Source organism: Halorubrum ruber (assembly GCF_018228765.1).
GTDB lineage: Archaea > Halobacteriota > Halobacteria > Halobacteriales > Haloferacaceae > Halorubrum > Halorubrum ruber.
The window spans coordinates 2218315-2238921 of the sequence record NZ_CP073695.1; the positions used below are offsets into that span (position 1 = coordinate 2218315).

Below are 20607 nucleotides of genomic sequence, written 5' to 3' on the forward strand. Positions count from 1 at the left end.
ACAGTATTATTATAAAAACTTAGCGTAACGTCTGAATTACGGATGGAGGTACGTCGCACGGTCCCCGTCAAACTCGACGTGGCCGACAGCGACGCCGCCCTCCTCCACGAAACCATCTCCGAGTTCCTGTGGGCCGCCAACTACGTCGTTGACCACGCGTGGCAAGGCGAATACAAGACCACGAGCAAAGCTGAACTCCAACGCGAAACCTACGACGACGTGCGGGCCGAGACGCGACTCCAAGCGAATCTCGTCCAGAACGCTCGCAACAAGGCCGCCGACGCCGTCCAGAGCGTCGTCGCTCGGTGGAAGCAAGGTGACTACGCGGGGAAGCCGAACTTCTCCGCACCGACGCTCGTCTACGACAAGCGATGTGCGACGTTCAACGACGACCACGCGACGCTCTCGACCGTCGAAGGACGCATCACCGCAGAGTACGTCCTCCCCGACGAGAACCGCGAGACGCCCCACTCGGAGTATCTGTTCAACGACGACTACGAAGTGACAGGCGCGGAACTCCACTACCGCGACGGCGAGTTCTACCTTCACGTCCGCACAAAGGCGGACGCGGAGTTCGAGACTGCCGACGACGGCAACGACGGGCACAACACAGTCCTCGGCGTTGACCTCGGCATCGAAAACGTCGCCGTCACCTCCACGGGCACGTTCTGGAACGGGGCAGAGTTGAACCACTGGCACCGCGAGTTCGAGAAGCGGCGCGGGTCGCTCCAACAGCACGGGACGCGGGCCGCTCACGAAACCATCCAATCGGTCGGACGTACTGAGACAGGCCGCTACGACCACTTTTTACACACAGTCTCGAAAGAACTCGTCGCGGAAGCCGTCGAATACGACTGTGACGTGATCGCGTTCGAGAACCTGACCGGCATTCGTGAGCGGATGCCGAACGCCAAGAAGTTCCACGCGTGGGCGTTCCAACGTGTGTTCGAGTACGTCGAGTACAAAGCCGAGATAGTCGGCATCTCCGTCGAGCAGGTGAGCCCTGCCTACACCTCCCAGCGATGTTCGAAGTGCGGGACGACACTCCGAGAGAACCGCGAGACGCAAGCACGGTTCTGTTGCCAGAAATGCGGTTACGAAGTGAACGCCGACTACAACGCGGCGAAGAATATCGGTCTGAAGTATCTCCGCTCGGCGCAAACGTCGTCGAGCGGAGGCGCACCCGTAAACGTGCGCTTGAATCGCGGGACGTTGAATGTGAACGGCGATTACGAGCCTGCCAGCGATGGCCAGAACGGGAGTCCACGCGAAAGCCCTACCCTCAACGAAGCGAACGGCAGCGCCGTGAGCGAGTAGGGTAGGGTAGTTTACTCCGAGATGAACTCGTTGTCGCGCCAGTTGACGCCGCCGTCGCCCTCGCCGGCGCCCTGCGGGCTCTCGACGACCTCGATGCTGGCGGGGCGGGGCTCGCCCTCGACGATCCGCGTCGCCTCGAGCTCGCCGTCCTCCTCGGTGATCGCGGTCAGCGTCCCCTTCTCGGAGAGCGTCGCGATCTTGCGGAGCACCCGGAACATGGGGTACTGGAGCGCGGAGTTCTGGAGGACGGTCTCGCGGTCGCCCTTGAAGCAGGCGAACTCGACGAGCTCGGAGGGGATCTCCTCCTCCTCGTCGTCCATCCACTGCGGGCCGCCGGCGCGCGGCGGCTCCTCCTCCCAGACTCGGGTCTCCGTGACCGACGCCTTCAGCTGCGCCGTGGGCGTGTACTTGCTGATCGACTCGTCGTCGGACAGGGCCTTGATGATGAGTGTGTTGTTTCGACGCGTGATGTCGATGTCGTCGATCTCCTCCGGCAGATCGGGGTCTTCGTCGAAGTACGTCTCTACGTCTTCGAGGGGCAGTTCGAGCGTCGAATGAAGTCGGAACACGCGGCCTGTCATTGTTTGTGGAATGCGGTGGGGTCGAACCGGTGGTCACGGCGGCGGCGGCAACGGCCGCACCTACCACCGTATAGGCACCGTAGGTTTATATGGACTGCCCTTCGAGATGTGAAGATCGGCGCGACGCGCTCGCCCGGCGTCTCACGCTTCGAGGCGGGGATCCGGCACCGGAGCCGGGCGTCACTCCGCGCCCAGCTCGGCGGCGAGTTCGCCGCGCTCGTCGAGTTCGGCGAGCACGTCGCTGCCGCCGACGAACTCCCCGTCGACGAACGTCTGCGGGATCGTCTCCCAGTCGCTGTGCGACTCGAGCGCCTCGCGGTACTGCGGGAGCGCGGGCAGCACGTCGACCGTCTCGAACTCCTCGACGTGCTGCGAGATGAGCTCGACGGCGCGCTTCGAGTAGCCGCACTGGGGCATCAGGCGATTCCCCTTCATGAACAGCACCACGTCGTTGTCGGCGATGGTGTTCTCGACGCGCGCTTCGATCTCCTCGGGGTCGGCGTCCGTTTCGGGGCTGAACGTCATGCGGACGCGTACGCGACGGCGAGGCAAATGGGTTCCGCACGGGACGAGCGGTGATCGTGAGGTGAGCGGGCGCCTGATTATTTATAAACCACCGACGGTGTGGGAGCACTTCGGTCGCCAAGGCCGTTTTAATACGAATTAGGCGCCATGGAACCTCCACCCGCTCGTTTATAAATAACCGATCCCGGATCGACGACGGACGCCTCCAAAGCCCCAGTCGCGAGGCGGGCGCACGCTCGCTGCGCGCTTCAGTCGCTCGCGTTGCTCGCTCCTTCCAGTGCTTACTTCGCCTGCGCCCGCCTCGCGACTGCCCCTTTGAGTCCCGCCCGCACAGCAACCGCGCCTCACGCCTCCCCAGCCTCGTCGGCCTCCCTACGGTCGGCCGACTCCCTCGCGCGTGCGGTTCGCGGCCCTGCGGGCCGCTCACCGGCGCACGCCGTTGTGCGGAGTCGTCCGGCAGGTCTGTATTTATAAATAGGCGACCGCACTTGTTGCGGTCCTACTCGTCGCGGTCGACGCGGACGACGTCGACGAGCGAGTAGACGGGGACGCCGTCGATCTCGTCGTACCCCATCTTGTCGACGAGGACGACGCACGCGACGGGCTCGCCGCCCTGCTCGCGGATCGCGTCGATCGACTCCCGCATCGTCGTCCCCGAGGTGATGATGTCGTCGACGACGTAGCAGTCGCGGTTCCGGATCGCGGCGAAGTTCCGCGAGAAGCCGCCGCCGTGCTCGTCGATGTCCCCCTCCTCCCACTGGTGTTTCGCGGGCGCGTACGTGCCGAGGTCGGTGTCGAGCCGGTCCGCGACCGCGGTCGCGAGCGGCGCGCCGGCCTTCTCGATGCCGACCGTCAGGTCGACCTCCTCGCCCTGCTTGGCGAGCAGGTCCGCCATCGCGCTGGCCGCGTAGCCGAGGCGAGTCGAGTCGCGCCCGAGCGCCGACCAGTCGACGTGGATGTCGGCGGAGGCGGTCGCGTCCGCGGCCTCCGGGCTCTCCGCCCCGCCGCCGCGCTCGACCAACCAGCTCGCCGTCTCCCGGGAGACGTTCAGCTCGTCTGCGATTTCGCCCTTCGAGAGCCCCCGCTCCGCGAGCTCGGCCGCGCTGTCGATGAGGTCGTCAACGTTCTTCATATGCGCCGAATTCGACCGCCGTTTTAATAGTCGTGTCGTCATCCGCGAACGCGGCCTCGAACTCGTCGAGCCCGTGGACGCCCGTCACGAGATCGCCGAGGAACGACTCCGAGAGCCCCGCAAGCGACTCGACGGCCGACTCGAAGTGCCCGTATCCGGAGTTGACGCTGCCGACGAGCGCCTTGTTGTGGAGGACGAACTCGCGGTGGAGGCGGCCGCCGTCGATCTCGAACTCCCAGTCGCCCGGGACGCCGAGCAGCGCCCCGACGCCGTTGGGCGCGAGCGCCTCGATCGTCTCGAAGGCGTGGGGCGCGTAGCCGGTCGCCTCGAAGACGAAGTCCATCGGCTCGTACGCCTCCGGGACCTCCGGGACCGACGTCTCGTTGGAGTTCACGTACGTCGCCCCCAGCGACTCGATGATCTCGATCGTCGGGTCGGGGCGCTCGCGGCGCCCGAGACAGTAGATCCGATCGAACTCCTCGTCGAGGGTCGCGACCGTCAGGAGGCCGAGCGACCCGTTACCCAGCACGAGGGCCGACTCGGGCTCCCAGCCGAACGCCGACCGACTGGCGTACGCGTGCTCGATCGCCTTCTCCGCGATCGAGATCGGCTCGACGAGGAACCCCCACTCGGCGAGCGCCGGCGGGATCTCGACGAGGAACTCCGCCGGGCTGGTGAAGTACTCGGCCATGAAGCCGTGTGCGCCGACGATGCCGCGCTCGTGGTACTCCCCCTCGGGCGCCATGTCTGGCTCGCCGCGCGCGAAGTACTCGTTGGCGCCGTTCGGCGGCCGGCGAACCGTCGGGACGACGACGTCGCCGGCCTCGAACGGCGTGTCGTTCGGGTCCTCGACCACGCCGACCGCCTCGTGGCCCAACACGAGGTGGTCCTCGCCCGCGGGCGCCCCGCCGTGGCCGCCGGCGATGACCTCGTGGTCGGTCCCGTCCACGCCGACCCGCAGGGTCCGAACCAGCGCCTCGCCGGGCGCGGGCTCCGGTCGCGGCTTCGCTGTCACGACCGGTTCGTCGGCTCCCTCGTAGACGGCAATCGCGTTCATATCCGGACCAAAGCGGTCAGCCACCAAAAGATTTCTTTTATTGTGAGTAAACGCGTGCGGCGGATCCCCCGTGAAGTTTTCAGTCGCTCGGGCGTATCTGCGGGCGTGTGTACCCTGACCCTCGCGTGGCGGGCGTTCGGCGACGCCCCCGTCGCGCTCGCGGCCACCCGCGACGAGGCGCTCGACCGCCCGAGTGAACCGCCGGCACTCCGAACGGCAGACGGCGACGGAGTCCGGTACGTCGCCCCGCGCGACGCCGAAGCCGGCGGGACGTGGATCGGCGTCTCCGAGGGGGGCCTCGTCGTCGCCGTCACGAACCGGTGGCTCGACGCCGACCGCGAGGGCGACCGCTCGCGCGGGCTGCTCGTCCGCGACTGCTTGACGGCCGCCTCCGCCGAGGACGCGGTCCGGGCGGTCGAGCGCGAGCTCGACGAGCGCGCGTACGACGGCTTCAACCTCGTCCTCGCGGACGAGCGGGCGGCGTTCTTGCTGACGTACGACGGCGGCCTCGCCGTGACCCGACTCGACCCCGGCGTCCACGTCGTCGGCAACGTCGGCGGCGTGGTCAACGGCGCGGAGCGGTTCGCGGTCCCCGAGCAGCGGCGGGAGTTCGGCGAGGAGCGTGCGGACAGCTCCAAGCGGATCGCGGCCGCGCTCGTCCCGGAGCCGGGTGAGACGGGCGCGTCGTGGCTCGACCGCGCGAGCGGCGTCCTCGCGGACCACGAGTACGGCGCCTGCCTCCACGGCGACGAGTTCGGCACCCGGTCGTTCACCCGGATCCGGACCGGCGACGCGCCCGAGATGGCGTACGCCGACGGGCCGCCCTGCGAGACGCCGACGGAGGCGGTTCGGCTCCCCGAGGAGTTCGCGCTCGACGGCAGATGAGGTTCGCCCCGTGCGGCCGCGAAGCGTGCGACCGGAAAGCCAGTTTTAAGCGATTCGGGAGGCGTGTGAAACTATGAGCGCGTCCGAAATCGAGTCCGACCTGTCGGCGGACGAGCGCGCCGGTCTCGAACTCATCCGCGAGACCGGCGGCATCCACCAGAGCGACTTCTGGAAGGAACTCGACGTCTCCTCGCGGAAGGGGAGCCGTATCGCCGAGTCGCTGGAGGAGGCCGGGGTCATCCAGCGGGAAGACACCGTCTACGACGGCCACAACACCTACTACTTAGAGCCCGCACCGCGCGACCTCGACTTCTCTCTTTTAATGGCCGACGACATGCTCTCGCCGTTCATCGGGGAGGAGGAGGTCGACGCGCAGGCCGACGCCTTCTCGCAGTGGATGATGAATCTCGCCTACGAGGAGTACTGAGCGGCGACCGCTCGCGGCTTTTATCAGTCTTCTCGCGCATCGGACGCCCGTGAACCGAGCCCTCCCGCTCGCGGCCGGCGTCGGCCTGCTCGCCGCGCTGGGCGTCTACCAGCTCGTCCCGTACCTCCCGACCGCCGTCGGCACGGCGGCCGTGTACGCCGGAGCCGCCTACTTCCACCTCGCGTTCGACGTGTCCCTGCTCGCGGAAGCTCCACGGTTCGAGGACCGGACCGACCGGATCGGGTACGGACTGGGCCTCTTCGGCCTGAGCGTCACGCCGCTTCTGTTCGGCCACTACGCCGGCGGAGACGCCGCGGTCTTCGCGTTCGTGGTCGCGTTCTTCGGCGCGGTCGCCTTCCTCACGCTCAGCGAGCAGGCCCGACGACTCGGCGACGAGACGGGGTGACGCCGGACAGAGCGAGTGGCGCGGGCGCTCGGGCCCGGGACAACCGCGCCGCGGGGTCAGACTAGCAGGAAGGCGAACAGCGCGACTCCGGCCGCGAGCGTCAGGAACAGCACGCTCCGACCGATGCCGGCGCGGATCTCCACGTCGACTCCGGCCCGCGAGAGCGCCTCGCGCGGGTGTCTCGCGGTCCGCATCGCTGCGCCCGCGAGCGTCATCGTCGCGCGGTCGACCGCGGCCCACAGCTCCGTGACGCCCCACACCGAGCCGCGCCCGAGGTAGAACGCGGCCGGGAAGAGGACGGCGTCGACGTCGCGCATGTGATGGGCGAGCCAGCCGAGCGGGCGCTTCAGCGCGAAGAACCCGACGAAGCCGGAGACCAGCAGCGCCGCGCTCTCCGTCAGGTGGCTCGTGCTGTACGGGTGGAGCTCGGGCGCGACCTCGGCGGTGAACGGCATGAGATCGACGAGGAACCCGTACGTCAGCGGCGTGCCGAAGAAGACGCACGCCCCGGCGGCCAGCAGCATCCCGGCGGTCTGGAACGGCGTGGCGTCGTCCGGCGACAGCGTCGCCGAGCCGTGGAAGAACACGTAGTAGCCGAGCTTGATGAACGACATGAACGTCCCCACGCCGCCGAGGATCAGCAGCCACCAGAGCAGCCCCCTGTCTAAGAGGAGGACGTAGTTGTGGACCTCGTGGGCGGAGTCGATCACCATCCCCTTCGAGATGAACCCGTTGAACCCCGGCACCGCCGTAATCGAGGCGGCCCCGACGACGTAGACGAGGAAGGTGACCGGCATCACCCGCCAGAGCCCGCCCATCTCGCGGATGTCCTCGACGCCGGTGCGGTACACGACGACGCCGACCGCCATGAACAGCAGGCTCTTGTAGAGGACGTTGTTGAACAGGTGCGCGAAGCCGCCGACGACGGCGAACTCGCCGACCACGGTGGCGAGGCCGAACCCGGCGAGCATGTAGCCGAGCTGAGCCTGAATGTGGTACGATAACAGCCGCCGCGGGTCGTACTGGAGCAGCGCGAAGAAGGCCCCGTAGACGGCCATGAATCCGCCGAGGTACGCGAGCCACATGCCACCCTCGGGGAACGCGCGGTACATCACGTACGCCGCGGTTTTCGTGGTGAACACCGAGAGGAACACCGACGCCGCGACGTGCGGGCGCGGGTAGGTGTCGGGGAGCCAGCTGTGCAGGAAGATGAACCCGCAGTTGATGCCGATGCCGACCGCCGCGAGGACCGTCGCCGCCGGGTGGATCCCGGCCGTCTCCGAGAACAGGAACGTCCCGGCGTTGACGAAGTGGACGACGACCGCGGCGAGCAGGAGGGTCCCGCCGGTGCCGTGGAACAGCGCGTAGCGGTAGCCGGCCCGCACCGCTTCCCCGCCGTGCTGCCAGACGAGCAGCGTCGAGGTGACCGCCGTCAGCTCCCAGAAGAAGACCAGCGTGAGCCAGTCGCCGGCGTAGATCGTTCCGAAGGTCGTGGCGACGTAGGTCAGCGCGAACGCCGTCACCCACGTCGGCGCCTCGCTACCGTAGGCGTACAGCACCGCGGCCGTCGCGAGGAAGCCGACGACGACCCCATCAGAAGCGAGAACTGGTCGACGTTGAAGAACACCACGTCGAAGCCGAGGAACGTCGTCGCGAGGTGTGCCCCCGTCCCGCCGTCGCCGAGCAGCACCGCCTGCGCGAACGTGAGCGCCGTTGCCAGCGCGGCGACCGCGTGGCCCGCCCGCCGCGGCAGCGCCAGCACCGCCAGCGCCGCGAACGCGAGCAGGACGTACGGCGGAACCGCCGTGAGGAGGCTCGTGGGCACCGTCACGGGCGCACCACCCCTCGGGGAGCCGCGTGTCGACGATGAGCTCGATCAGCTCCAGGAAGCCCATCTCGTAGGGGATTACGCCGAGCAGCACCGCAAGCGTCATCGAGGCGAGGATCGGCCCGAGCGTGAACCACGTCGACTCGCGCCCGCGGAGCGCGTCGAGCCCGGCGATGTGTTCCCACCCGCCCGCCGGCGGCCCGCCGTGGTGATGGTCGTCACCGTGCGTGTCCGCGTCGTGCGCGTCGTCCTCAGCGTCCCTCTGCGGGGCATCGGAGGCCCGAGCGTCGTCGACTGCGCGGTCGGCCTCGTCGGCGTCCGCGGTCTCGCCGCGCTCGCCGCCGCGCCCGGGACCAAACGGCACGTCGGCGTCGGAGGGGCGCTGGTCGACCGCGTAGTCGCCGGTGTCGACGCGCTCGGCCGGCTCCGAGAAGTCGCGCTCGCTCGCCGCGAAGTCCGGCCGGACGACGCCCTCCTCGTCGGTCGGGAGGTCGTCGAGGTCGGCGTCGGGGATGTCCGACTCGTCGACGCCCTCGGCGTCGGACGGCGAGTCGTCAGCGTCGCCCGCGTCCGCGACGATGTCGTCGACGTCGTCGGCCGACTCCTCGTCATCGTCGCTCTCGCTTTCGTCGTCTTTGTGTCCCCCGTCCGTCGCCGCGTGGTCGTCTCCGCGGCCCCCGTCCGTCGCCGCGTGGTCGTCTCCGCGGCCCCCGTCCGTCGCCGCCACGATCGACCGCGACTCGCCGCCGAGCGGGAAGTCGACGAGCGGCTTCGCGTCGTGGGCGTCCTCCGCCTCGAAGAACGCGGTGTAGATCACCGGCCAGAAGTAGGCGATGTTGAGCACGCCCGACAACAGCAGCGCGCCGACGAGGTAGTACGCGACCGGGGTGAAGTTCATCCCCATCCGCACCCCGCCGATCAGCATGTAGTACTTGCTGACGAAGCCGGCGAGCAGCGGGATCCCCGCCATCCCCAGCGAGGCTATCGTGAACGCGCCCATCGTCAGCGGCATCCGCTTACCGATCCCCGCCATCTGGGAGATGTAGTCCGTGTGGGTCGACACGTGGATGTTGCCCGCACAGAAGAACAGGGTGAGCTTCATGAACGCGTGCGCCGGGATGTGCAACAGCGCGCCCACGAGCCCGTACCAGCCGAACAGCCCGAGCCCGAGGATGATGTAGCTCAGCTGGCTGATCGTCGAGTAGGCGAGCCGGCGCTTCAGGTGGTCCTTCCGCAGGGCGATGAGCGAGGCCGCGGTGAGCGTGATCGCGCCGATCGTCGAGAGGACGAGCCCCGCCGTGAAGCCGAACGGGAGCGAGAGATTGTAGACGAGCTCCGGGCCGAACACGTCGAGGACGACGCGCGAGACGCCGAACGCGCCGGACTTGACGACCGCGACCGCGTGGAGCAGCCCGGAGACCGGCGTCGGCGCCACCATCGCCTCGGGGAGCCACTGGTGGAGCGGCATGATCCCGGCCTTCACGCCGAACCCGATCGCGAGCAGGAAGAAGGCGAGCATCGCCAGCCCGGGGTCAGCGTTTGCGAGCTCCGCGATGCCGCCCGCGGTGAAGTTGACGTTGCCGGCGAGCAGGTAGACGAGCGCGGTGCCGGCGAGCACGAGCACGCCGCCGCCGAACATCGTGTACGCGAGATACTTGCGGCCGGCCGAGCGCGCCTCCGCCGTCTCGTCGTGCGCGACGAGCGGGTACGTCGCGATCGAGAGGATCTCGTAGAAGACGAAGATCGTCACGAGGTTGCCCGCGAACGCGATCCCCATCGTCGCGGCCAGCGACACCGCGAACGCCGCGAAGTACCGGGTCTGGTTGGGCTCGTCGAGCCCGCGCATGTAGCCGATGCTGTAGAAGGAGGTGATGATCCACAGCCCGCTCGCGAGGAACGCGAACAGCATCCCGAGCGCGTCCGCGCGGAGCGCGAACTCGATCGGCGCGCCGATCCCGGGGAGGAACGCCCCGGCCGACCACTCGAACACCGCGCCGTCGAGGACCGCCGGCAGCATCGACGCGACGATGCCGAACTTCGCGAGCGACGCGACGAGCGTCCACCCCTCGCGGACGTTCGGGGAGCGGTACGACGCGACGATGAGGAACGCCGCGACGAACGAGACGAGGACCGCCAGCAGAGGACGTATGTCGGGTGTAGCTTCTATCATGCGAAGGCCTCCGTGAGGAACGGACCGAACCACTCAGCGAGCGCGAAGCCGCCGAAGCCGAGCGCGACCGTCGCCAGCACAGCCAGTCCGAGCGCGAGCAGCGGCGCGGTCGGAACCCGGTCAGGGACGAGCGACGACCGCGGGGCGCCCTCAACGGGCGCGGGAAGGCCGTCTGCGGTCTTCGCGGGGGACTTGTCCCCGCCATCGGCCGCGGCGGCGTCGCCGTCGGTCGCCGCGTGGTCATTTGCGCTGCCACCGTCGGTGGCCGCGTGGTTATCTCCGCGCCCACCGTCGGTCGCCGCCGCGTCGCCCGCGCCGTCACCGCCGTCTCCGGGCACCTCGCCGTGGTCACCCGGGAGCCCGGCGCCGGCGAAGTAGAACCGCTCCAACAGCCGCGCGACGTACGACAGCGTGAACAGGGTGCTGACGAATATCGCAGCCGCGACCGCGATCCCGACCGCGCCGCCGCCGGCGAGGCCGGCGTCGACCGCACCCACCCCGATGTACCACTTCCCGAGGAACCCGATCGAGGGCGGAATCCCGACGAGCGCGAGGCCGAGCACCGCGATCGCGCCCGAGGTGTACGGCGCCGCCCGCGCGGCGCTCGCGAGGTCGGCGAACTCCCGCGTCCCGTAGCCGAGCGCGAGCAGGCCGATCCCGAGGAACAGGCCGAACTTCATGATCCCGTGGCCGATCAGGTGGACGATCCCGCCGAGCAGGGCCGTCTCGTTCGCGAGGGCGACGGCCGCGCCGATCATCCCGAACTGCGCGACCGAGGAGTATGCGAACATCCGCTTGAGGTTGGACTGCATCGCGGCGAGCGCGGAGCCCGCGACGATCGAGACGGTCGAGACGACGAGCAGCGCGGTCGCAATCGACTCGTTCGCCGCGAGGAAGTCGACCGTGAACACGGTGTAGGTCACGCGGATCAGCGCGTAGGCGCTCGTCGTCGAGACCAGCGCCGCGACGATCGTCGTGACCGAGTCCGGCGCCCGCTGGTAGGCGTCCGGCTGCCAGGAGTGGACCGGGAAGATAGCGATCTTCAGCGCCAGCCCGGTCACGATGAACGCGTAGCTCGCGCGGACCAGCGGGTCGCCGTAGCCGGCCTGTGCGACGATCTGCGCCTGGACATCGAGCATGTTCAGCGTCCCCGTCGCGAGGAAGACGTAGCCGACGCCGAGCAGGTACAGCGAGGCGCCGACGGTGCCGACGACGAGGTACTTCAGCGAGGCGTACGCGCTCGCGCCCGACCGGTCCGAGGCGATGAGCGCGTACGTCGTCAGCCCGGTGATCTCGAGGAAGACGAACAGGTTGAACAGGTCGCCGGTGAGCACCATCCCCACGAGGCCGCCGACCAGCAGGAGGTAGGCGCTGTAGAACGGGTTCCCCCGCGGGCCGGCGACGCGCGCGAACGCGAGCGTCGCGACCGACACCGCGGCCACGAGCAGCAGCACCGCCACCGACAGCCGGTCGGCGACGAGCTCGATCCCCACCGGCGGAAGGAAGCCGCCGAGCGCGTGGTCGAACGGGCCGTTGACGACCACCTCCGCGGCGATCGCGGCCGCGATCCCGGCCACGGCGGTCGTACCGACCGCGGCGATCGGCCAGCCGATGCGGTCGTACCGCAACCCGAGCGCCAGCGGCAGCGTCGCCGCCACGATTGGGACGACGACCGCGAGCGGCAGGAGGACGTCAGTCATCCGCCTCACCCCCTGCGTCGGGCGCGGCCGTCGCCCGCTCGGCGTCCGGCGTCCCCGACGCCCCGTCGGTGCCCGACGCGTCCGCCGACCGCCGCGACGGGATCGACCCCTCGTCGCGGAGCAGTTCGCGGAGCGTGTCCGTCCGCAGCGTGCCGTACTCGTCGTAGATCCGGATGCACAGCGCGAGCGCGACCGCGGTGAGGCTCACGCCGACGACGATGGCGGTGAGCACGAGCACGTGCGGCAGCGGGCTCACGTAGAGCCCCCCTCAGGACCGCCGGTCGGCACGATCGGAATCGATCCGCCCTCGACGTACGCCGAGGCGATGAACAGCAGGAATATCGCCGTCTGGAACAGGTTGAGACCGATGATCTTCTTCACGAGGTTCTTGTTCGCGATCATCATGTAGAGGCCGATACACAGCAGCAGCGCGAACGCGACGTACGCGTGTCTCGTCGCGAGGATTTCGACGGCGCCGGCGGTCGATGCGGGCACCGAGGCGGCGGTTCGGGCGAAGTCGGCTGCGTCGACGAGCGCGGACACTACCGCTCACCCCCGTCGGTCGCGGCCGGACCGGGCGCTCCCGGGTCCGGTTCACCGTCGTCGATCGAATCGGCGGGGCCGTCCTCACCGCTCGACTCGTCGCCGTCCCCGGCTTCTGGGCCCTCGCCGACCTCGTCGTCGAAGGCGTCCGCGTCGGCGAACCCGCCCGCGTCGCTGAACCCCTTCGCGAGGACGAGGAACAGCCCGATGAGGACGCCGGCGACGATGGTGCCGATCCCGAGGATCTCGACGCCCTCCATCCCGTACTTGACGGGGTCGGGGATCGGGAGCAGCTCGTACTGGAGGAACGCGCCGCCGAGCGCGACTGGAACCAACCCGATGCCGGCGAACACGAGCGCGCCGCCGACCGCGAGCGCCACGACGACGGTGTTCGCGAGCCACTGCCGGGTCGCCTCGATCCCGAACGCGAACGCGATCATGAACACGACCGCGGCCACGATGGCCCCGCCCTGGAACCCGCCGCCGGGCGAGCCGGCGCCGTGGAAGGTGACGAACAGGCCGTAGGTGAACGCGAACGGCGCGACGATCTTCACCGTCGGCATGATCACCTGACTCTCCGTGTACGGGCTTCCCTGTCGGCGCTCCGAGTCGAGGCGGCCGTCGCTGCGCGGCGGCCGGTCGCGACCGAACCCGCCGCCGGACACGAACTCGGAACCGGCGGTGTCGCCGGCTCCGTCGCCGTCGGTTTCGGGGGGCGCGTCGTCGCCGCCGGAGTCTGTGCCGCTCATGCGAACACCTCCCTGTGGAGGACGATGAGGGCGGCGATCCCGGCCGCGAACACGACGACCGCCTCGCCGAAGGTGTCGAACCCGCGGAACGCCGCCAGCACGGCCATCACCGTGTTCTCGACGCCCGTCTCCGCGTACGTCTCCGCGATGTACCACTGGCTCACGTCCGGGTTCGACCAGATCGGCGCGTCCTCTGAACCCACCGCCGGGATGTCGCCCATCGTGAGCATCAGCCCGGCGAACAGCAGGCCGGCCGCGCCCGCCGCGGGCAGGTTCACCGACTCGAAGGCGGCCTCGTGGTCGAGCCGCGTCGTCTTCGCGAGCGTGAGCAGCAGCAGCACGGTCGTCACGCCGGCGGAGATGGCGGCCTCCGTCATCGCCACGTCGGGCGCGCGGTAGAACGTGTACAGCGCGGCCATCCCGAGGCTGTACGCGCCGAAGATGATCACCGCGGCGAGCACGTCGCGCGCCAGCGCCGTGAACAGCGCGGTCAACACGACGAAGGCGAACAGGCTCGCCTCGATCGCGGTGACCTGTGCGACCACCGGCGCGCCGAGGGGACCGACGGACGCGAGCGCGCCGGTCATCGGCGGTCGTCCCCCTCGATCCACGGCACGATTCCCTCCTCGAACGCGGCCCGGGCGATCGCGTGGGCCGCGGTCGGGTTCGTCACGAAGATGAAGAACAGCAGGAGGACCGACTTGAAGCCGGCCCCCGCTAACCCGACGGTGAGCGCGACGGCCGCGAGGCCGAACCCCGCACCGAGCGTGTCGGCCTGCGAGGCGGTGTGCGCCCGCGAGTAGACGTCCGGCAGCCGGAGCACGCCCACCATCGAGACGAACGAGAAGAACAGCCCGAGCAGCGTGAGCGCAACTATCAGCCACACGCGGGCCGTCTCCAGCGTCGCGGCGGTCACAGCACGCCACCCCGCTCGACGGTGAACTTCGAGATGGCGATGGCCATCAGGAAGTTGAGCAGCGCGTACACCAAGGCGATATCGAGGAACGTCGGCTCGCCGAGCGCTGCGCCGAGGATGGCGAGGATGACGACGGTGTTCGTCCCGAGGACGTTCACCGCCAGCACCCGGTCTTGCATCGTCGGCCCGACGACCGCGCGGTACAGCATGCCGACCGCGAGGACGGCGAAGCCGGCGGCCGCGAGGAGCAGGAAGTCGCCGAGGGTGTAGCCGGCCGCGAGCGAGGCGTCCACGAGGCTCATCGGTCGGTCACCTCGTCGGCGCCGTCGACCGCTTCCTCGTCGGCGCCGTCGACCGCTTCCTCGTCGGCGCCGTCGACCTCACCGCCGTCCGCGGCGGCGATGGGCAGCTCCTCGGTGGCGTCGGGGCCTTGGAGGATCGCGACGTCGTCTCGCTCGCGGGGGACGGGAGTCGCGCCGCCCGGCGGCCGTAGTAGACGAAGCGCGTCCACCGCTCGAGCGGGCCGTCGAACAGCCCCTCGCGGGCCCACGGGACGAGCGAGTGGACGTAGAGGTTGCTGTCGCGGGCGCGGACGGTGAGCGTCCCGGGCGTCAGCGTGATCGAGTTCGCGAGCGTCATCAGCGGGAGCCCGCTCCCGACGATCACCCGCATCCGGTTCAGCGTCGGATCGATCGGGAGCCGGGGGTCGAGGATGACCCGGGCGACGACGAGGTTCGCCTTCAGGATCTCGTAGAGTAGCACGGGGACGTATATCAGCCCCCGGACGATCCGCATCGGGGTCCGCGGGAACGCGGGGTTCGAGTCGAGGCTCACCCGCGAGAGGGTGATCGAGACGACCGCGGCGGTCGCGACGCCGGTCACGGCGTCGAACCAGTAGGTCGGGTCGCCCAACAGGAGATAGAACGCGAGCGACAGTCCGAACAGCGCCACGAACCGGCCGGTGGTCGCCTCGGTGCGGAACCGCTCGCGGCGCGTCGGCCGGTCGACCGGCGCAGTCTCGACCGACAGCGACGTGTTCGAGAGCCCGAACTCCAGCGGCTGGAGCAGCGTCGTGTTCCCCACCGGGGTGTACTCGGGGTCCAAGACGACGCGGTCGGCGTCGTTCGCCTCGGCGTACTCCGCGAGGACGCGGACGTAGTCGTCGGCGCCGAACAGGTAGCCGTCGGCCCCGAGCACCGCCGTGACGACCTCGACGTCCGGGGCGCCGGGCGCCTCGGAGTCCTCGAGGTCCGCTCTCGTCCACGCCGCGGCGCGTTCGAGCACGCGCTCGGCGGCGGCGGCCCGCTCGTCGCTCTCCGGGTCCCCGTTCCGCCACGAGGCGATCTCGACGAGGTGGATCGCGGATACGCCGTCGGCGGCGGCAGCCTCCGCGATGTGAGCGATCGTCGAGCGGAGCGTGGAACTCGGCTCGACCGGAACGATGACCGCGCCGGCCGACGCCGATTCGGTTGCGGCGTCCGCGTCCGACGCCGCGTCGGCGTCGGGTGACCCGTCCGCGTCGGGGTCGTCGTCGCCGGACCGCGGGCCGGCGTCAGCCACCCACCACACCTCCCACGGAGCCGTGCGTGACCGTCTCGTTACACATGAGTTTCTCTATCCATGTGGTTACCCTACCGCCTCAAAACAGTTTGTATCCGCGGAGACCCTGCCGGAGGCGGGCGATACCGTCCGTCGCGGTTCGCGGGCGTGACAGGGGCCGCGGGAGGCGCGTCGGGGGGCGTCAGCCGGCGCTCACGTCGACGCGTCGAGCGTCGCCGCGAGGCGGTCGGCGATGCGGCCGGCGACCGCGTCCTTCGAGCCGGCGGCCTCCTCCGGGTCGGTCCCGTCCTCGCCGACCAGCAGGACGCGCGTCTCGTCGCCGCCCATCACGCTCGCGTCGTTGGCGACGACGAACGCCAGCCCGACCCGATCGCGGATGCGCTCGGCTTCCGCGACCATCGCCGCGTCGTCGCCCGACGTCTCGGCCTTGAACCCGACGATCGGGAGGTCGGGGTACGCCTCGCGCACCGAGTCGATGAGCTTCGGCGTCGGCTCCAGCTCGACCGACAGCGGCGACCCGGACCGGATCTTCTCGTCGACCGCGTCGGCGGTGAAATCGGAGATGGCGGCCGCGGAGATCAGCGCGTCCGCGGTCGCCGCGGTCCGCCGACAGGCGTCCATCATCTCGTCTGCGGTCTCGACCGCGACGACGTCGGCGTAGGGGACCTCCGGCCCGTCCTGAACGAGCGTCACCCGGGCGCCGCGGACGTACAGCGCCCGCGCGACCGCCCGGCCGGTCTTCCCCGACGCGCGGTTCGTTAGGATTCGGATCGGATCGATCCGCTCTTTCGTCGCCCCCGCGGTGACGACGACGTGCGCCCCGGAGAGCGTCTGGGGCGTCGTCGCGCGGGCGACCTCGGTCACGATGTCTTCCTCGGCCGCGATCTTCGCCTTCCCCTCCTCGATCCGCGGGTCGGCGAAGCGGACCCCCACGACTCCAAGCGGTCCAAGGCGTCCAAAACGCCCGGGTGGTCGTACATCGGCTCGTGCATCGCGGGCGCCATCACGACGGGCACGTCCGCGCCTAGGGCCGTCGTCGCGCACGTCGTCACGGGCGTGTCGTCGACCGCGGCCGCGACCTTCCCGGCGGTGTTCGCGGTCGCGGGCGCGAGCAGGAGCACGTCGGCCCACCCCTCCCGGCCGCAGAGCTCGACGTGTTCCACGCTCCCGGTGATCTCGGTGACGACCGGCTCGTCGGTGGCGAAGTCGACCGCCCACGGGTGGACGATGTTCGTCGCCGCCGGGGACATGACCGCGCGGACGCTCGCGCCGTGGCGGCGCAGCTCGTGCGCGAGTTCGACGACCTTCACCGCCGCGATGCTCCCTGAGACGCCGAGCGCGACGTTGACCCCGTCCAGCATTACCGAGTCCGTTCCGCCCGCGACGGCTTATAAGATGCCGTTGTGGAACGGCGTCAAATGACTAACCCCAGCGTGTTCTCCTGAAAACTGCTTATAAATGGTCGGCGGTGGCGCGTGCCGGTGAGCGCCGCAGCGCGGCGCGAACCGCACGCGCGAGGGAGTCAGTCGGCCGGAGCATCGCGGAGGCCGACTGACGAGGCTGGGGAGGCGTGAGGCGCTGTGCGGGGCGGGACTCAAAGGGGCAGCAGTGAGGGCGTCGTAGGCGACGCAAGGACCGCAGAGAGCGAGCGGAGCGAGCGACCGAGGACCGCAGCGAGCGTACGACGCCCTCACTGCTGGGGCTTTGGAGGTGTTCGCAGTCGATCTGTGGACGGTTATTTATAAACGGGTGGCTGGGGATTTAGCGGTGTTTGCCACCGATCTGCGAACAGGTGTTTATAAGCGAGCGACTGCGGCTTCGGACGTGTTCACGACGCCACCCACGAGAATCGCTTATAAATAACAAACTGAAGCCGAATCGACTACTTAAACCCCGAACGTCGCGCGAAGCATGTCCCGCGTGCCCGGCCCGAGCCCGACGGCCAGCACGGTGATCAACAGCAGCAGCGTGTACCGCGGCGACTCCTCGTACATCTCGCCGTTGAACACCCAGACGACGAACGTCGCGGCCGCGAGCTTCACGAGGAGGAACGGCCACGCGTCGCCGGTGACGGAGACGATCGACTCCGGCAGCAGCCGCCCGGTCCAGTCGACGATCAGCGCGTTGACGACGTGTTTCGGCACGAGGTTCGGGGTGCCGGTCAGCGCGGGCATCCAGTTGAGCCCGATCACGTTCGCGACGCCGTCGATCGCGTGCCCCCAGATGATCACGATCCCCGCCGCGCCGGTGCCCTGCCGGATCGTCGAGATCTGCCTGGTCGCGATCGCCCACGTGACCGCGGTCGCGGCCGTCGCGATGACGAGCGTGGGGACGAGTACCTGCGGGTAGAAGGTGACGTAGCCGGTCGTGGCCGCGAGATACGAGAGGTACCCGACCGCGAGCGCGAGCCCCGCGGCGCCCGACGCGAACAGCGGGCGGGCGTAGTCGTCGACGACGCCGCGGCGTTCGAGGCCGTACGCCGCGAGAACGCACGCGAGCGTGAACAGGAACACCGTGAAGTAGATGAACGGGCTGATCAGCACCGCGCTCGCCGGGAAGGCGATTAGGGGCTCGACACCGGCGTCGGTCGCGGCGACGCCCGCGTCCTCGACCGTCCGCATCGCCCCGCCGAACAGCATGAACGGGAACAGCGCGAAGAAGAAGCGGAGCTCCGTCGCGATGTCGAGCCGACGGAGGAGGAAGACGACGCCGATCAGCATCGCCAGGAGGATCACCACGTAGCTCACCGTCGAGACGGTGGTGTAGCCCGGGGCCGCCACGACCTCGCCGGCGCTCCGCGCCGCCTGACACGCCCCGCTGCTGCCGAGCAGCTCCGTGGTGCCGCCGGGCTCGCGGACCGCGCACTGCGCGCCCTCGCCGTCGGCGACGACCGGGCCCCAGAAGTAGCGCCAGAGGAAGCGGTCGTAGACGACGCGCGGGAAGACGACCGATCCGATCGCCAAAAGCGCCGTGACGCCGCCGACGACCGCCGCCCACGCGCGCTCCGGCGACGGGTCGAACCCGTCGGCCACTCCTGTGCTCATGGTCACCGTTCGGGGAGGTCCCGAGTTGAGCGTTCCGGTCCGGTAGCGTGGGCGGCGCCGCCAGACTGCGAGCGGTCCCGCCGGCCCCGCCGCGCGTCCGCCTACAGCGGCGGCCCGGGCTGCTCGTAGTCGGTGCCGAGGATGACCATCGTCTGCGAGCGCGAGAACCCCTCGGTCTCCGCGATCCGCTCGAACATCAGCTCCCGGAGGCGGTCCGTGTCGGCCGCGACGACGCGGAGGATGACGTCCCACTCGCCGGTGGTGAGGTGGATCTCGCGGACGCCGTCGATGCCGCGGAGGCGTTCGAGCGCGTCCTCCTCGCGGCCCTGCTCGACGCGCAGGCCGACGAACGCGCCGACGCCGTACCCGACCGCCTTCGGGTCGATGTCCGCGTGGTACCCGCGGATGACGCCCGCCTCCTCGAGGCGGCTGACTCGGTCGTGGACGGTCGCGCTGGACATGTCGATCCGGCGCGCGACCTCCGAGAACGGGGTCCGCGCGTCCTCCTGGAGGATCCGCAGGATCGCCCGGTCCGTCTCGTCGAGTTCCATGGTTCCGTGTAGGGGCGGCGTACGCTTTTGCCTTCCGGCGGGGAAGCGTGAGGGCTACTCTCCCTCCCCGTCCGCGAACGACCCCTCGCGGATCGCCGCCTCGGCCGCGTCGAGCGCGGCGTCGGCGTCGAACTCGTCGACGATTCGCTCTAATTCCGCCGGCGTCGCGTCCGCGAGGTCCTCCGCGTGCGCCGTCACGTTCGGCACCGCGCGCAGGAGGTTGTCGATGATCGGCACGTCCGCCGTCCGCGGCGAGCGGCTTCCCGGGTTGAGGTCGACGACGATCTCCGTCTTCCCCATCGCGTCGAGCGCGGCGGCGCGGTCGCCGTCCTCTAACGGGACCACGACGACGTCGGCCGCCTCGATCCCGTCGGCGTCGACGACGCCGCGCGCGTGGTCGAGGCCGGGGATCTCGCCGTCGCCGGCGAGCCCCTTCACCTCGTCGGCGCCGTGCTCGCGGAGGTGGTCGGCGATCCGCCGGACGCGCTCGTCGGTGTGGTTGAACAGGTTCACCTCGAGGTCGGCGCCGACCGCCTCGGCCAGCTCGACCGTCTCCGCCGGCGCGAGCGCCGCGACGTTGCCGTTGACCGAGATCACGGGGCGCTCGGCGACTAGGAGCGTCGCGGCCGCGGCGCGCGCGGCGTCGTCGGCGCTCGGGAGCGTGCGCTCGCCGAGGAGGTAGTCGAACGCCTCGCCGCGCCCCTGCGCGATCAGTCCCTGCTTCGAGGTGATCCCCTTCTCGACGCCCGCCTCGATCCGGTGGCGCGTCACGAGCGACGCGTACCGCGGGTGGTCCTCGGGGATCTCCGTCTCCGTCATACCCGAGCGAGGCGGCGCCCCGATTAAAATGGACCGTTCGCGGCCGGGTGACGGGTGCGTGCGGCCGCGCCACCCACCCGGATAACTGTTAACAAGGATCACTGTGTAGCGCAACACGGGATGGACCGCACAGGCAAGTACACGGTCGTCGACGCGTGCAACGACCACGGGGCGATCACGCTCCGCGAATACCCGCGAAACGGGACGCTGTACGTCGTCGAGTACGACGACCCCGACGTGGAGGCCGAGCTGTCGGCCCTCGACGTCGGCTCGGTCGTCGAGCTCGACCTCCGGCGCGCGGGCCGCCGGGGCAACGCGTGGTGCGCGGAGTCCGCGCGGTCGGTCGAGACGGCGTAGGCGGCGTCGCCTCGACCGGCCCGGCGTCGCCGCGGCCGGC

General features: G+C 69.8%; 17 protein-coding genes and 5 pseudogenes. 5 read left to right on the top strand and 17 right to left on the bottom strand.

Going from position 1 to position 20607, the window contains the following annotated elements; genetic code table 11:
• The first annotated feature begins 42 nt into the window (after window positions 1–42).
• Complete coding sequence (locus tag J7656_RS10985; protein WP_211553282.1) at window positions 43–1317, top strand: RNA-guided endonuclease InsQ/TnpB family protein; 1275 nt, start codon at window positions 43–45, stop codon at window positions 1315–1317.
• An 11-nt stretch (window positions 1318–1328) separates the two neighbouring features.
• On the opposite strand, the gene J7656_RS10990 is transcribed toward J7656_RS10985, so the two are convergent.
• The 4 genes from J7656_RS10990 to J7656_RS11005 all read right to left on the bottom strand — a co-directional run bounded on the left by J7656_RS10990 (window position 1329) and on the right by J7656_RS11005 (window position 4612).
• Complete coding sequence (locus tag J7656_RS10990; RefSeq protein ID WP_017342832.1) at window positions 1329–1898, bottom strand: DUF7110 family protein; 570 nt, start codon at window positions 1896–1898, stop codon at window positions 1329–1331.
• Window positions 1899–2078: 180 nt separating this feature from the next.
• A complete protein-coding gene (locus tag J7656_RS10995; protein WP_121597253.1) occupies window positions 2079–2423 on the bottom strand; it encodes a glutaredoxin family protein in 345 nt (114 codons plus the stop codon).
• A gap of 499 nt (window positions 2424–2922) precedes the next feature.
• Entirely contained in the window at window positions 2923–3555 is a 633-nt protein-coding gene (gene gfcR / locus J7656_RS11000) for a transcriptional regulator GfcR (RefSeq protein ID WP_211553283.1), read from the bottom strand.
• Window positions 3542–4612 carry a glucose 1-dehydrogenase gene (locus tag J7656_RS11005; RefSeq protein WP_211553285.1) on the bottom strand — a complete coding sequence of 357 codons (1071 nt, stop codon included), beginning with the start codon at window positions 4610–4612 and terminating at the stop codon, window positions 3542–3544. Before J7656_RS11005 ends, gfcR begins: the two co-directional genes overlap by 14 nt.
• A gap of 105 nt (window positions 4613–4717) precedes the next feature.
• On the opposite strand from J7656_RS11005, the gene J7656_RS11010 reads away from it, so the two are divergent.
• From J7656_RS11010 to J7656_RS11020, 3 genes are all read left to right on the top strand, one after another.
• On the top strand, window positions 4718–5497 hold the full coding sequence (locus J7656_RS11010) for an NRDE family protein (RefSeq protein WP_211553287.1): 780 nt from the start codon (window positions 4718–4720) through the stop codon (window positions 5495–5497).
• Between the two features lie 73 nt (window positions 5498–5570).
• On the top strand, window positions 5571–5924 hold the full coding sequence (locus J7656_RS11015) for a helix-turn-helix transcriptional regulator (RefSeq protein ID WP_004598213.1): 354 nt from the start codon (window positions 5571–5573) through the stop codon (window positions 5922–5924).
• Window positions 5925–5973: 49 nt separating this feature from the next.
• Window positions 5974–6330, top strand: coding sequence for a hypothetical protein (locus J7656_RS11020; protein ID WP_017342827.1), 357 nt, complete (start codon window positions 5974–5976; stop codon window positions 6328–6330).
• Window positions 6331–6386: 56 nt separating this feature from the next.
• On the opposite strand, the pseudogene J7656_RS11025 reads toward J7656_RS11020, so the two are convergent.
• From J7656_RS11025 to J7656_RS11085, 13 genes and pseudogenes are all read right to left on the bottom strand, one after another.
• Window positions 6387–8161: pseudogene (locus J7656_RS11025) on the bottom strand (Na(+)/H(+) antiporter subunit D).
• Window positions 8162–8171: 10 nt separating this feature from the next.
• A pseudogene (locus J7656_RS11030) lies at window positions 8172–10328 on the bottom strand (cation:proton antiporter); the annotation flags it as partial.
• Window positions 10325–12028 (bottom strand): proton-conducting transporter transmembrane domain-containing protein, encoded by a 1704-nt coding sequence (locus tag J7656_RS11035; RefSeq protein WP_017342824.1) that lies wholly within the window; start codon window positions 12026–12028, stop codon window positions 10325–10327. The gene J7656_RS11035 and the pseudogene J7656_RS11030, both read right to left, overlap by 4 nt.
• A pseudogene (locus tag J7656_RS11040) lies at window positions 12021–12571 on the bottom strand (cation:proton antiporter subunit C). Before J7656_RS11040 ends, J7656_RS11035 begins: the two are co-directional and overlap by 8 nt.
• On the bottom strand, window positions 12571–13320 hold the full coding sequence (locus J7656_RS11045; RefSeq protein ID WP_017342822.1) for an MnhB domain-containing protein: 750 nt from the start codon (window positions 13318–13320) through the stop codon (window positions 12571–12573). The pseudogene J7656_RS11040 and the gene J7656_RS11045 overlap by 1 nt, the downstream one beginning before the upstream one ends.
• Window positions 13317–13907 carry a DUF4040 domain-containing protein gene (locus J7656_RS11050; protein ID WP_017342821.1) on the bottom strand — a complete coding sequence of 197 codons (591 nt, stop codon included), beginning with the start codon at window positions 13905–13907 and terminating at the stop codon, window positions 13317–13319. The genes J7656_RS11045 and J7656_RS11050 overlap by 4 nt, the downstream gene beginning before the upstream one ends.
• On the bottom strand, window positions 13904–14236 hold the full coding sequence (gene mnhG / locus J7656_RS11055; RefSeq protein ID WP_017342820.1) for a monovalent cation/H(+) antiporter subunit G: 333 nt from the start codon (window positions 14234–14236) through the stop codon (window positions 13904–13906). The genes J7656_RS11050 and mnhG overlap by 4 nt, the downstream gene beginning before the upstream one ends.
• Window positions 14233–14538, bottom strand: a complete 306-nt coding sequence (locus J7656_RS11060) for a cation:proton antiporter (protein ID WP_017342819.1) — start codon at window positions 14536–14538, stop codon at window positions 14233–14235. Before J7656_RS11060 ends, mnhG begins: the two co-directional genes overlap by 4 nt.
• Window positions 14535–15796, bottom strand: a pseudogene (locus J7656_RS11065) (monovalent cation/H+ antiporter subunit E). Before J7656_RS11065 ends, J7656_RS11060 begins: the two are co-directional and overlap by 4 nt.
• Window positions 15797–15988: 192 nt before the next feature.
• A pseudogene (gene coaBC, locus J7656_RS11070) lies at window positions 15989–17157 on the bottom strand (bifunctional phosphopantothenoylcysteine decarboxylase/phosphopantothenate--cysteine ligase CoaBC).
• Between the two features lie 525 nt (window positions 17158–17682).
• On the bottom strand, window positions 17683–18840 hold the full coding sequence (locus J7656_RS11075; protein ID WP_044965494.1) for a DUF63 family protein: 1158 nt from the start codon (window positions 18838–18840) through the stop codon (window positions 17683–17685).
• Window positions 18841–18941: 101 nt separating this feature from the next.
• Entirely contained in the window at window positions 18942–19391 is a 450-nt protein-coding gene (locus tag J7656_RS11080; RefSeq protein WP_004598227.1) for an Lrp/AsnC family transcriptional regulator, read from the bottom strand.
• A 54-nt stretch (window positions 19392–19445) separates the two neighbouring features.
• The gene (locus J7656_RS11085; RefSeq protein WP_017342815.1) at window positions 19446–20210 is read right to left on the bottom strand and encodes a 4-phosphopantoate--beta-alanine ligase; all 765 of its coding nucleotides are present in this window, start codon (window positions 20208–20210) and stop codon (window positions 19446–19448) included.
• Between the two features lie 120 nt (window positions 20211–20330).
• On the opposite strand from J7656_RS11085, the gene J7656_RS11090 reads away from it, so the two are divergent.
• The gene (locus J7656_RS11090) at window positions 20331–20567 is read left to right on the top strand and encodes a DUF7999 family protein (RefSeq protein ID WP_017342814.1); all 237 of its coding nucleotides are present in this window, start codon (window positions 20331–20333) and stop codon (window positions 20565–20567) included.
• Window positions 20568–20607: the final 40 nt, after the last annotated feature.